This window comes from Microbacterium sp. ISL-59 (genome assembly GCF_018613945.1).
In the GTDB taxonomy this organism is placed as follows: domain Bacteria; phylum Actinomycetota; class Actinomycetes; order Actinomycetales; family Microbacteriaceae; genus Microbacterium; species Microbacterium oxydans_B.
Window position 1 is genome coordinate 1,250,246 of record NZ_JAGGPG010000002.1, and the last position, 12,516, is coordinate 1,262,761.

Below are 12,516 nucleotides of genomic sequence, written 5' to 3' on the forward strand. Positions count from 1 at the left end.
CGGCATGGTCTTCGAAGGCTCGAGCGTCGCGATCTCCCACACCGGGAAGATCCGCTCCAACAACCAGGACTCCGGGTATTCCGGAGCGAACCTGTTCGCCGTCGCCGACGGCATGGGCGGCCACGCCGGTGGAGACGTCGCCTCGAGCATCGCGATCCAGCGACTGCAGCCCCTCGACCAGGGCTACTCCTCGGTCGAGGACGCGCAGGCTTCGCTGCAGGCCGCCGCGACGACCGCCGCGGGCGATCTCATCCGCGCCGCGAAGGAGCGTCCCGAACTCGCCGGCCTCGGCACCACGGTCAGCGCGATCATCATGGTCGACGAATACGCGGTCATCGGCCACATCGGCGACTCGCGCATCTACCTGTATCGCGACGACGCGCTGACCCAGATCACCGCCGACCACACCTTCGTGCAGCGCCTGGTCGACTCCGGTCGGATCACCCCGGAGGAGGCGCGCTACCACCCGCGCCGCTCGGTCCTCATGCGCGTTCTCAGCGACATGGATGCCGACCCCGAGCTCGACATGTTCGTCATGCACACGCAGCCCGGCGACCGGTGGCTGCTCTGCTCTGACGGTCTCTCCGGCGTGGTCGACGAGACGCGCATCCTCAAGGCGATGCAGCTGGGTGTCGCACCCGGCCGCACGGCGGACTACCTCCTCAAGCAGGCGCTCGACGGCGGGGCCCCCGACAACGTCACCATCGTGCTGGTCGACGTCGGCGGACAGCATCCGATCCACTCCGGCACCCCCACGATCGTGGGCTCGGCGTCGAACCCCGACGGCGTCTACGTCCCGCCGGTGCGCCCGCCGCGCGGAAACTGGCTGCACCCGGTGCGACAGGCCGCGAACGAGCCCAGCCACTTCGAGCCGGCCCCCGAGTACCTCGAGGAGCTCATCGAAGAGGATCGGCGTCGCGCGAAGCGCCGCCGGGCGGGCTGGATCGCCGGTGCGCTCCTGGTCGTCGCGATGCTCGTCGTGGCCGCCTTCGCCGCGTACAGCTGGACCCAGACCCGCTACTTCATCGGCGCCGACGACGACAGCGTCGTGATCTTCCAGGGCGTGCAGCAGAACATCGGCCCGATCACGCTGTCGACCCCAATCGAAGACACCGACATCCTCCTCGCGAACCTCCCGCAGTATCAGCGGGCATCCGTCGAGCGCACGATCAACGCGCGCTCGCTGGCCGACGCGATGGCCATCGTCGACCGCCTGCGGGCGGGCGCCGACGCGAACGTGATCGAGCAGACACCACTGCCGACCCCGCTGCCGACACCGGCACCGACCGCAACCCCCGCGGGAGGTGAGGGATGAGCACCGACCTGCAGGCCGACACCACCGTCATCAAGGCCCTCAAGCGGCTCCGGATGCCGCAGACGCAGCGCAACCGCGAGTTCTGGCTGCTGCTGTTCGCGTGCGCGATGAGCGGCGCTGCCCTCGCTCTCGTCCAACTGGGCGCACTCGGTGTGATCGACCCGATGATCCTCGCGATCGGCGGCGGTCTCGCGGCTCTCGCGTTCGCCCTGCACATCGTGCTGCGTTTCGTCGCCGCCGATGCGGATCCGTTCGTCCTGCCGATCGCGACACTGCTCAGCGGCCTCGGCATCGCGATGATCTACCGCATCGACATCGCCTTCAAGAACACCGGCTGGGACGCCTACTCCACCAAGCAGCTGGCCTGGACCGCGATCTCCCTCGCAGGTGCCATCGCGGTCGTGATCCTGCTGCGCAACTATCGGATCCTGTTCCGGTACACCTACATCTTCGGTCTCGCCGGAATCGTGCTCCTGCTGCTCCCGTTCGTCCCCGGTCTGCGCATCGACGACGCGAACGCGGCAGTCTGGGTGTCGTTGGGTGGCGTCTTCGCCTTCCAGCCGGGCGAGCTCGCGAAGATCTGTCTCGCGATCTTCTTCGCCGGCTACCTCGTGCGCACCCGCGAGAGCCTCACTTCGGTCGGCAAGAGGGTTCTCGGCATCACCTGGCCCCGCATGCGGGAACTGGGACCGGTCCTCGTGGTCTGGCTCATCTCGCTCGGGATCATCGTCTTCCAGCGTGACCTCGGCACCGGAACCCTGATCTTCGGCATGTTCGTCGCGATGCTCTACGTCGCCACGGGGAAGACCAGCTGGGTCCTCATCGGCCTCGGACTCGTGGTCGCCGGCGTGGCGGTCGCGACGCAGATCCTGAGCTACGTGCACGGCCGCTTCATCAACTGGCTGTTCCTGTTCGACGCGAACCAGGTCGACCCCGACGGAGCGGGTTATCAGCCCATGCAGGGCCTGTTCGGGCTCGCCCGCGGCGGACTCATCGGCACCGGCTGGGGCCAGGGACGCCCCGAGGTCACGCCGCTCGCGCACAGCGACTACATCATCACCAGCCTCGGTGAAGAGCTCGGCCTGATCGGGCTGTTCGCCATCCTCTGCCTCTACATGGTCTTCGTCAGCCGCGGCATGCGCATCGGTCTCGCCGGTCAGGACGACTTCGGCAAGCTGCTCGCCACCGGCCTCTCGTTCACCATCGCGCTGCAGGTGTTCATCATGGTCGGTGGCGTCACCCGACTGATCCCGCTGACCGGCCTGACCACCCCGTTCCTCGCCGCCGGCGGATCGTCGCTCGTGGCCAACTGGCTCATCGTGGCGCTGCTGCTGCGCATCTCCGACGGCGTCCGCCGCCAACCGAGGGTCGTGATCGGATGACGCGAGAGCTCCGCCGCCTCAGCATCGTGATGCTGTTCATGTTCATCGCCCTGTTCGCCGCGACCAGCTGGATCCAGGTCGTCGAGGCCGATGCCCTGGCCCAGAACAGCCACAACAAGCGCACGCGCCTCGACAGCTACGAGATCCAGCGCGGCGCGATCATCGTCGACGGCGCCACCATCGCCAACTCCGTGCCCAGCGACGACAGGTACCAGTTCCAGCGCGTGTACACGGATGCCGCGATGTGGGCGCCGGTCACCGGCTACTTCAACGCGGCGCTCGACTCGCGCACGGGCATCGAGCGCGCCATGAACGCCGAACTCTCGGGCACGGGCGCCAATGCCCTGCTCGCCGAGGTCGAGCGCATCATCTCCGGCCAGCCGCAGCGCGGTTACAGCGTGGAGCTGTCGCTGAACACGGCGGCTCAGCGCGCCGCCTACGAAGCACTCGACGGGCTGCAGGGTGCCGTCGTCGCGATGGATCCGAAGACCGGACGCATCCTCGCCATGGTCTCCACGCCCGGTTTCGACACGAATCAGATGGCGACGCACGATGCGGATGCGGCGAACGCCACCTACGATCAGCTCGTCGCCGACCCCGGCAAGCCGCTGTCCAACCGCGCGATCGCCGGCGACCTCAACCCGCCGGGATCGACCTTCAAGGTGGTCGTCGCGGCGGCCGCGTACGCCAGCGGGAACTGGACCCCGCAGTCGACACTGCCGAACCCCATCTCGTACACCCTCCCCGGCTCGTCCAATCGGGTGTCGAACGCCTGGGGCGGCAAGTGTGGACCGGGCGCAACGGTCACGATCGCCGAGGCCATCCGGCTCAGCTGCAACATCCCGATGGCGGAGCTCGCCGTCGAGCTCGGCGACGACACGATCCGCGAGATGGCCGAGAAGCTCGGTTTCAACAAGTCCTTCGAGACTCCGCTGGAATCGACCGCCTCCAACTACCCCCGCGCCCTCGACGACGCGCAGACCGCGCTCACCGGATTCGGTCAGGGCAAGGTCACCGCGACCCCCCTGCAGATGGCCATGGTGTCGGCGGGTCTCGCGAATGACGGGGTCGTGATGAACCCGCGGATGGTGGATGCCGTGATCGGGAACGATCTGTCGGTGATCGAAGCCTTCCAGGACAGCGAGTTCGGCCGTGCGATGGAGGCCGATGTCGCCAACGACGTGACCGCATCGATGGTGGCCAGCGTCGCTACGGGCGCGGCCCAGGGTGCAAGAATAGACGGGATCGACGTGGCCGGTAAGACGGGCACCGCAGAGAACGGAAACAGGCCGCACACGTTGTGGTTCACCGGCTTCGCGCCGGCGGACGACCCCGCGGTCGCAGTAGCGGTCGTCGTCGAAGACGGCGGCGGACAGGGACAATCAGGCAGTGGCGACACCATCGCCGCTCCGATTGCGAAGAAGGTCATAGAGGCGGTGCTGGGCAGATGAGGCCGACGCAGGGTGTGTCGTTCGGTGGTCGTTACGAGCTGCAGTCGCGTATCGCGATCGGTGGCATGGGCGAGGTGTGGGAAGCGACGGATCACGTCATCGGACGTACCGTCGCGATCAAGATCCTCAAGGACGAGTACATGGGGGACCCCGGGTTCCTCGAGCGGTTCCGTGCAGAAGCGCGGCACGCTGCTCTCGTGAACCATGAGGGCATCGCCAGCGTCTTCGACTACGGCGAGGAGAACGGCAGCGCCTACCTCGTCATGGAACTCGTGCCCGGCGAGGCTCTCTCGACCGTGCTTGAGCGCGACGGTGCGCTCAGCGCCGACAAGACGCTCGACATCGTGGCCCAGACGGCATCCGCTCTGCAGGCCGCACACGCGGCCGGTCTCGTGCACCGCGACATCAAGCCGGGAAACCTGCTGATCACGCCCGACGGCCGCGTCAAGATCACCGACTTCGGCATTGCCCGCATCGCCGATCAGGTTCCGCTGACGGCGACCGGTCAGGTCATGGGCACTGTGCAGTACCTGTCGCCCGAGCAGGCGTCCGGTCACCCGGCCTCGCCCGCCACCGACACCTACTCGCTCGGCATCGTCGCGTACGAGTGCCTGGCGGGCAAGCGTCCGTTCACGGGCGAGTCGCAGGTCGCGATCGCGATGGCGCAGATCAACGAGCAGCCGCCGCCGCTGCCGCCGACCGTGCCGATCCCGGTGCAGAACCTCGTCATGGCGATGATCGCCAAGAAGCCCAGCGACCGCCCCTCGTCGTCCGCGACGGTGGCCCGCGCAGCGCAGGCGCTTCGTCGCGGCGACCTGAACTCCGCAGCCATCGCCGTTCCCGCGATCGCGACCGGGGGGATCGCCGGCGACGACGACGCGACGCGCATGCTCACGGCGTCGGGAGACGACGGCACCACCCGCATCCTTCCCACCACCGCCCAGCTCCCCACAGACGAAGCGGCGGCGGACGAGAAGAAGAAGAAGAGCCCGTGGACCTGGCCGCTGATCGCTCTGATCGCCCTGCTGGTGATCGTGCTCGGCGGAGCCGTGTGGGCGATGCTGATGAACCAGGGTGACCCTGACGCGAAGCCGTCGAACTCGGCGTCGTCCACGCCGACGCAGACGCAGACGCAGCCACCGGCGACCACACCGCCGCCCGAGGTGGTCCGCGTCGACGTCACCGCGTTGAACCTGGTGAAAATGGACTGCGGCACGGCCACATCCACTCTCAAGGAGGCCGGCTTCACGGGCGAGATCACCTGCCCCGAGGGCGACCCGGCTCCGACCGATGGCGACGTCGGCAAGGTGTACCGCGTCGTCCCCTCCGGCAACGTCGAGACGACGCAGCCGATGACCCTCACGATCTACGCCGCGCGCGCAGCTCTGCCGACCCCGACCGACACTCCGACCATCACGGGTGACCCGATCGCCGGCAGCACGGTCACCATCTCCTGGGGCACCGGGTTCACATGCCCCAGCGGCACGACGCTCTCCGGATACGTCGTCTCGCTCCAGAACGGCACGTTCGTGTCGGGCGGGCCGAACTTCCAGCCGACGCAGCGGAACACGCAGATTCAGGTTGCTGATGCCGCGGGCCAGCAGCTCATCGTCACGTACCAGGGCATGTGCTCGGGTGGCGACCAGCGCACGTCGTCCGCGTCGCCGCCGCTCTCCGTGCCGATCGTCGCCGCGACCGACCCCGGCGAGGGTGACGGAGGCGGCGGCACCGAAGGGTAGCCTTTAATCCAGCTCAGCCGCAGTCGTTTTCCAGGGGGTAGTACGTGTCCACAGAGCCACGAGTCATCGCGGGTCGATACCGCGTCGACGAGCTCATCGGGCATGGCGGTATGGCCAAGGTCTATCGCGGCTACGATCTGACGCTCGGCCGTGAGGTCGCGATCAAGATCCTCGATCCCGACCTGGCACGCGACACCGCCTTCCGCACCCGGTTCCGCCTGGAGGCGCAGGCGGCGTCCCGCATGTCGCACCCGTCGATCGTGCGCGTGTTCGACGCCGGCGACCCTTCGTCGAACGACCCGTCGTCCGACGAGCCGCCGTACATCGTGATGGAGCTCGTCAAGGGCACGCTCCTCAAGCAGATCATCTCCGAGGGACCGGTGCCGGTGGCCGACGCCGTGCGCTACGTCGACGGCATCCTCGAGGCGCTCGACTACTCGCACCGCGCAGGTGTGGTGCACCGCGACATCAAGCCCGGCAACGTCATGGTGACCGACAAGGGCCAGGTCAAGGTGATGGACTTCGGCATCGCCCGAGCCGTCTCCGACTCCTCGTCGACCGTGGCCGAGACCACGCAGATCATCGGCACCGCTGCCTACTTCTCTCCGGAGCAGGCCAAGGGCGAGCCCGTCGATGCCCGCGCCGACCTCTACTCGACCGGTGTCGTGCTGTATGAGCTGCTCACCGGCCGCCAGCCGTTCCGTGGTGAGTCGCCGGTGGCCGTCGCCTACCAGCACGTCAGCGAGACCCCGATCCCGCCGACCGAGGTGAACGAGGATGCGCCGGGCGCACTCGACCCGATCGTCCTGCGGGCCCTCGCGAAGGACCCGTATCAGCGGTACCCGGATGCCGCGCACTTCCGCGCCGCCCTCGATGCCGCCGTCACCGGGATCGCGCCGACCCGCAGGCAGCTCGGTGCGCTGACGAGCGAGCTGTACGGTCCGAGCCCGCGTCAGGCGCAGGAGACCGCGCGTTCGCTGCGCCAGCTCAGCTCCGACACCACCATGACCCGCACCCAGTCCGGCCCTCCGGTCGCCTGGATCTGGGCTGGTGTCGCCCTGCTCGCGGTGCTGTTGGCGTCCGTGCTCTTCTGGGTGGTCACGATCAGCATGCGTCCGCCCGAGGTGCCGAGCACCTCGCGCATCATCCCCAATCTCGTGAACGTGTCGTCCGAGCGCGCGCAGGACGACCTCGCCAAGCTCGATCTCACGGCGAAGATCGTGATCGAGTCGAGCTCCGAGATCACCGAGGGCAACGTCATCCGCACCGACCCCGAGGCTGGAGTCTCGGTGGAGGAGGGCTCGACGGTCACCGTGCACGTCTCCTCGGGCGTGGAGACCGTGGTGGTGCCGAAGATCGAAGGCATGGGCCTCGACGATGCCACCAAGGCGCTGAAGGCCGCCGGCCTCGAACTCGGGACCGTGATCCAGCGGAACGACAAGGGTCTCGCCGCCGGCACCGTGATCTCCGCCAGCGAAGCGGCAGAGACCGAGGTCGCCCCCGACACCGTCGTCAATCTCGTCGTCGCCAGCGGCAAGGTGACGCTGACCGACCTCGTCGGCTGGACCGTCGAGGCCGCGACGACGAACCTCACCGACCTCGGGCTGACGCCGGTGCCCGTGGAAGAGGCGGACTGCGCTCCCACCGAGCCCCCGACCGTGCACTCGATGTCGGTCGCACCGGGCGACGTGCCGATCGGATCTCCCGTCGAGCTTCGCTACTGCACCGCGCCCTGAGTCTCTCGCGACGCGCCCCGTGCGCCGTCGTGTCAGCGTGAGAGTGGATGCAGGCTTTCGGATCGAGCCACGGCATCCGCGTCGCCGCAGAGCTCCAGCCAGTTCGCGAGAAGCCGGTACCCGCCTTCGGTGAGCACGCTCTCCGGATGGAACTGCACACCGTGCAGCGGCAGCTCTCGGTGCGACAGCGCCATGACCGTTCCGCTCTCGGTCCAGGCGGTGACGACGACCTCGGGAGGGAGGTCGGCTGCCGCGAGCGCCAGGGAGTGATACCGGCCGACGTCGAACGGCGACGGGATCCCCGCGAACAGCGCTGATCCGTCGTGCGTGACCGCGGAGACCATGCCGTGCATCAGCTCGGGTGCCTCACTCACCGCGGTGCCGAGCGCTTCGCCGATGGCCTGATGCCCGAGGCAGACCCCGAGCGTCGGCATCCGTAGTCGTGCGGCGATCCGTACCGCGTGGAGAGACATTCCGGCGTCGGCGGGGCGGCCGGGACCGGGGGAGAGCAGCAGGGCGTCGTATGCGGAGAGCATCCGCTCGAGTTCGGCGGCGTCCAGCGCGTCGGATTCGACCATCGTGGTCTCGGCGCCGAGCTCGTGGAGGTAGCCGACGAGGGTGTGCACGAAGCTGTCGTGGTTGTCCACCACGAGAACTCGGGTCATTCGACGTCGACCTCGCCGGGGGCGATGATCGGGCTGATCCAGGGGAACACGTACCAGAACAGCCCGTAGAGCACGGCGGCGATGACCACGACCAGGATGAGGACCCGCAGCCACCACGGGCCGGGCAGCAGGCGCCAGAGTGCGGCGTACATCAGTCTTCTCCCTCGTGAGCGTCCACGGTCACACCGATGGGGCGGCCGGAGGCGGCGGCGGGTCGGTCAGCGCGGTCGGAAGTCCCTCGGCGCGGGGCTGGAAGCTCTCGAACACCCCGTAGGCGACGATGCGCTCCGCGAGGGAGTACAGCGGGGAGCAAGCCGTGAGCGTGATGTACTGCTCTCCGGTCTGCTGCTCCGGCATCTGCGGCACGTCGGCGAGCACATCGGTCTGTGTCGGCTTGACGTATTCGAGCGTGCGGAAACGGTACGTGTACCAGCCGTCGGGCGTCTCGACGACGATCGCATCGTTCAGCTGCAGCTTGTCGAGCTGGTTGAACGGCTTGCCCCAGGTGGTGCGGTGTCCGGCCATTGAGAAGTTTCCGACCTCGCCGGGCATCTTCGAGTCCTTGTAGACGCCGATGCCCTTCTGATCCAGGGTTCGCGCACGGCTCGTTCCGCCGTAGATGCCGAAGTTGTAGTCGGCTCCGAAACGGGGGATGTGCATCTGCCCGAACCATGTGGCGTCCGCCGGTGCTGCGGGCACCGGGGGCACATAGGCGGTGGTGCCGTCGTCCTCTTCCACGACCGGCGGCAGCTCAGGCGCCTCGCCTTGTGCGAGCTCCTGCGAGATGGCTGCGCCCTCGTCGTTCTTCTGAGCGCTGATGATGATGTCGCCGATCCACATCTGCCACGCGACGAAGAGCAGGACGAGCACTCCGGCGGTGAGGAGCAGTTCGCCGAACACGCTCGCGAACGTGGCGCGAGAGCGTGGTCGCTCTCGCCGCGGGCGTCGCCCCCCAGGCACGACGGATGCAGTCATGCCGCGATCATATCCCGGGACGCTGAACGGCTGTCGGTGAGCCCGCCGTCCCTCGCTCGCTGCGGACTCGGCGGCTCATGGGTGTCATGGGTACAATGACGGCATGGCACGTGACCGTAAGAGTGAAGAACCCGTTGTCGAGCGCGCCGAAGGCGAGGCCGCTCCCAACGCGGTGTGGTTCAAGCCGGTGATGATCGGCTTCATGCTCCTCGGTCTCGCGTGGATTCTGGTCTTCTACATCTCGGGCATGCAGTTCCCGATCCCGGGGCTGGACAACTGGAACCTGGCCATCGGTCTCGGCATCGCTCTGATCGGCTTCCTGATGACCACTCGCTGGCGCTGACGCCACTCCTTCTTCCCGAAAGGCCCCTCGCACAGCGAGGGGCCTTTCTTCATGCTCCGAGTGAGGGACGGCTCAGGCAAGGGCGCGGGGTTGTTCCCGGAGCGAGCATCGGCAGGGCCCCGCGAAGCGGGAGGGACCCGCTCTGCGAGCGAAGGGAACGACCCCGCGCCCGACCCACAAGCCGAACCGAGCGAAAGTTATCCACAGATCTATCCACAGCCTGGGGAGAATTACACCGGTGTTATTCACAGGGGTTAACAACCCTGTTAACAACTCGGGATCAGGACAAAATGATCAGCGGCGGGATGAACGCGACGATGACGATCAACAGGACGACGAGCGCGGAGAGGAGAACGATCTGCCAGGTGCGCTGGTCGCGACGCCTCGTGCGGGTGTAGATGAGGGCCACCAGGGCGCCGACGATCGCACCGCCGAGGTGCGCCTGCCAGGAGATGCCACCGGCGAAGAAGCCGAAGGCGAAGTTGATGCCGAGGATCACGAGGATCCCGGTCACGTTCGCGCCGATGTGGCGGCCAATGATCAACAGTGAGGCCAGCATTCCGAAGATCGCACCGGATGCGCCGACCGTCGGGTCCAGGGGTGCGAGGAGAGCGACCGCCACCGATCCGCCAAGGCCGCTGATCAGATAGAGGGCCAGGAAGCGGGCGCGACCGAGCATGGGTTCGAGGCTCTGGCCCAGCATCCACAGGGCGAGCATGTTCAGCGCAAGATGGATGAAGCCGCCGTGCACGAACAGCACGGAGAGAAGGCGCCAGGGCTCGAAGCTCGCGCCGAAGAGGTTCGGGTAGAGATACGGCGCGTAGAAGGCGAGTGCCTGCGTGATCGGCCCGTTCATCCCGGGGATCAGCTGCACCAGGCCGATGAACGACGTGACGGCGAGCAGGATGTACGTGACGATCGGCTTGCCGCTGCGGGCGATCGCCATGGTGCCGCCGCTGCGAGCACCCCACCGACGCTGGGCCTTCTTCTGCGCGGGGGTGCGGTTCTTGCGCTCGGCGTTCATGCACTCCGGGCAGATGACGCCGACGGGCGCCTGTGTCTGGCACTCGGGGCAGATGGTGCGCATGCACCGCTGGCAGAGCACGAAGCTCTGCCGATCCGGATGCCGGTAGCAGAAGTTGTCGCGATTGCTCGTGAACTCAGGCGTGGTCATCCGGATCGGCCGCAGCTGTCGTCAGGCCGCGACGATGTCGATCGACTGCAGCACGACGGGCTCGACCGGACGGTCTCCGCCACTGGTCGGCACGGCACCGATCTTGTCGACGACAGCCCGCGAGGCGTCGTCGGCAACCTCGCCGAAGATCGTGTGCTTGCCCTGAAGCCACGGGGTCGGGTCGGTGGTGATGAAGAACTGCGACCCGTTGGTGCCCTCGGGCTTGCCGGTGATGGCGTTGCGGCGAAGGCCGGCGTTGGCCATCGCGAGGATGTACGGCTTGTTGAAGTCGAGCTCCATGTTGATCTCGTCGTCGAAGTTGTAGCCGGGACCGCCGACGCCCTGTCCGAGCGGGTCGCCGCCCTGGATCATGAAGTTCGGGATGATGCGGTGGAAGATGACGTCCTTGTAGAGAGGACCCTCGCCCGGCTTGCCGGTGGCGGGATCGGTCCACTCCTGGGTGCCGTCGGCGAGGCCGACGAAGTTCTTGACCGTCTTCGGTGCGTGATCGCCGAAGAGGTTGATGACGATGTCACCGTGGTTGGTGTGCAGGGTTGCGACGTGGGAAGCGTGAGCCATGCCCTCATTCTCGCAGAGCTTTCGGTGAGTTCGCCCGGCGTACCCCGGATCCGCCGACAGCGCAAGGGCCGGGCGATTCCCGCCCGGTATCCAGCCTCCCGTGGCAAGATGGGGAACCCGTACTCCAATGGACAGGAGAGCATCGTGAGCCTCAGCCGCAAGCGGAAGAAGGAACTGCGTCGTCTTCAGAACGACGCCAACCAGCTCTGGGAGAACCAGCAGGTGCTCGTCGGTCACGCCGCCGATGTCGCCCGCGAGGCCGGACGTCAGCTCGGAAACATCAATCGCGAGCAGGTCGTGCCGGTCATCCAGGACACGTACAACCGCCGTGTCGCCCCGGTCGTCGACCGTGGCGTGAAGCTCGGCAAGCACGTCGTCGACGACAAGTTCGTCCCGATCGTGGGCGGAGTCGTCGGTACGGCGCTGACCGCGTGGGACGTCGCGAACGCCAAGCGCCACGGTGTGGCCGTGCAGGTGCGCAAGGCGACCGCGCCGCAGAAGTCGGGCCCGGGCGTCGGCTCGGTCATCGCGATCATCCTCGGTGCTGCCGCGGCCGTCGGTGTGCTCTACGCCGCATGGCAGGCGCTGCGTGCCGACGACGAGCTCTGGGTCGCGGACGACCCGCTCGCCGCGCCCGACGCGTGACCCCGTCTGATCTCGCCTCCGTCGCCTCTGGTGGCGGGGGCGATCGGCATGCGCGGGTGCGTGAGGCCGCCGCCGCGCACGGACTCGACATCGAGATCCGCGAACGCCCTGCGGCCGGCAGCCTGTTCGAGGCGGCCGAGCTGCTGGGCATCCCCCCGTCGGGCATCGTGAAGACGCTCGTCGTGAAGCGCTCGGACGATACCTTCCTGTTCGCGCTCGTGCCCGGCGGACGCTCGATCTCGTGGCCGAAGCTGCGCGCCCTGGTGGGCGTGAACAAGCTGCGCCTGCCCGAGCCCGAGCTCGCGCTCCAGGCGACCGGCTACGAGCGGGGCACCATCGTTCCCATCGGCAGCACCACGGATTGGCCGATCTACGCCGACGAGTCCATCGTGGGTCAGCGCATCGCGATGGGTGCCGGCGCTCACGGTTACAGCCTCTTCGTCGAGTCCGACGACCTCATCGCCGCGTACGGAGCGACCGTCGCCGACATCTCGGTTCCCGAGGAGCGCTGA

13 protein-coding genes are annotated in these 12,516 nt (G+C 67.7%); 8 read left to right on the plus strand and 5 right to left on the minus strand.

Features of this window, described 5'->3' with window-relative positions; translation table 11 throughout:
• Window positions 1-4: 4 nt before the first annotated feature.
• From J7E45_RS10060 to pknB, 5 genes are read left to right on the plus strand one after another with little or no spacing between them, the layout of a single operon-like run.
• Window positions 5-1,315, plus strand: a complete 1,311-nt coding sequence (locus tag J7E45_RS10060) for a PP2C family serine/threonine-protein phosphatase (protein WP_091028162.1) — start codon at window positions 5-7, stop codon at window positions 1,313-1,315.
• The gene (locus J7E45_RS10065; protein ID WP_091028156.1) at window positions 1,312-2,697 is read left to right on the plus strand and encodes an FtsW/RodA/SpoVE family cell cycle protein; all 1,386 of its coding nucleotides are present in this window, start codon (window positions 1,312-1,314) and stop codon (window positions 2,695-2,697) included. The genes J7E45_RS10060 and J7E45_RS10065 overlap by 4 nt, the downstream gene beginning before the upstream one ends.
• Window positions 2,694-4,148: a penicillin-binding transpeptidase domain-containing protein gene (locus J7E45_RS10070; protein ID WP_215068925.1), complete on the plus strand. Its 1,455-nt coding sequence runs from the start codon at window positions 2,694-2,696 to the stop codon at window positions 4,146-4,148. The genes J7E45_RS10065 and J7E45_RS10070 overlap by 4 nt, the downstream gene beginning before the upstream one ends.
• Window positions 4,145-5,887, plus strand: a complete 1,743-nt coding sequence (locus J7E45_RS10075; RefSeq protein ID WP_251053603.1) for a protein kinase — start codon at window positions 4,145-4,147, stop codon at window positions 5,885-5,887. Before J7E45_RS10070 ends, J7E45_RS10075 begins: the two co-directional genes overlap by 4 nt.
• Before the next feature lie 44 nt (window positions 5,888-5,931).
• Window positions 5,932-7,623: a Stk1 family PASTA domain-containing Ser/Thr kinase gene (gene pknB, locus J7E45_RS10080; protein WP_215068927.1), complete on the plus strand. Its 1,692-nt coding sequence runs from the start codon at window positions 5,932-5,934 to the stop codon at window positions 7,621-7,623.
• 32 nt (window positions 7,624-7,655) lie between these two features.
• Here the strand turns inward: pknB and J7E45_RS10085 are convergent, their stop codons facing one another.
• Genes J7E45_RS10085 through J7E45_RS10095 form a run of 3 tightly spaced genes read right to left on the minus strand, consistent with a single transcriptional unit; the run spans window position 7,656 to window position 9,263 of the window.
• Complete coding sequence (locus tag J7E45_RS10085) at window positions 7,656-8,288, minus strand: aminodeoxychorismate/anthranilate synthase component II (RefSeq protein WP_215068929.1); 633 nt, start codon at window positions 8,286-8,288, stop codon at window positions 7,656-7,658.
• Complete coding sequence (locus tag J7E45_RS10090) at window positions 8,285-8,440, minus strand: DUF4175 domain-containing protein (protein WP_140403281.1); 156 nt, start codon at window positions 8,438-8,440, stop codon at window positions 8,285-8,287. Before J7E45_RS10090 ends, J7E45_RS10085 begins: the two co-directional genes overlap by 4 nt.
• A 28-nt stretch (window positions 8,441-8,468) precedes the next feature.
• The gene (locus J7E45_RS10095; RefSeq protein ID WP_215068931.1) at window positions 8,469-9,263 is read right to left on the minus strand and encodes a class E sortase; all 795 of its coding nucleotides are present in this window, start codon (window positions 9,261-9,263) and stop codon (window positions 8,469-8,471) included.
• Window positions 9,264-9,366: 103 nt separating this feature from the next.
• On the opposite strand from J7E45_RS10095, the gene J7E45_RS10100 reads away from it, so the two are divergent.
• Window positions 9,367-9,606, plus strand: coding sequence for a cell division protein CrgA (locus J7E45_RS10100; RefSeq protein ID WP_091028134.1), 240 nt, complete (start codon window positions 9,367-9,369; stop codon window positions 9,604-9,606).
• Between the two features lie 280 nt (window positions 9,607-9,886).
• On the opposite strand, the gene J7E45_RS10105 is transcribed toward J7E45_RS10100, so the two are convergent.
• The gene (locus J7E45_RS10105; RefSeq protein WP_215068933.1) at window positions 9,887-10,780 is read right to left on the minus strand and encodes a rhomboid family intramembrane serine protease; all 894 of its coding nucleotides are present in this window, start codon (window positions 10,778-10,780) and stop codon (window positions 9,887-9,889) included.
• A gap of 21 nt (window positions 10,781-10,801) precedes the next feature.
• Window positions 10,802-11,359, minus strand: coding sequence for a peptidylprolyl isomerase (locus tag J7E45_RS10110; RefSeq protein WP_029264182.1), 558 nt, complete (start codon window positions 11,357-11,359; stop codon window positions 10,802-10,804).
• Window positions 11,360-11,503: 144 nt separating this feature from the next.
• Between J7E45_RS10110 and J7E45_RS10115 the strand changes: the two genes are divergently transcribed.
• Together J7E45_RS10115 and J7E45_RS10120 are read left to right on the plus strand one after the other, a co-directional pair.
• Window positions 11,504-12,004, plus strand: coding sequence for a hypothetical protein (locus tag J7E45_RS10115; protein WP_029264183.1), 501 nt, complete (start codon window positions 11,504-11,506; stop codon window positions 12,002-12,004).
• A 56-nt stretch (window positions 12,005-12,060) separates the two neighbouring features.
• Window positions 12,061-12,516 (plus strand): aminoacyl-tRNA deacylase, encoded by a 456-nt coding sequence (locus J7E45_RS10120; RefSeq protein ID WP_215069768.1) that lies wholly within the window; start codon window positions 12,061-12,063, stop codon window positions 12,514-12,516.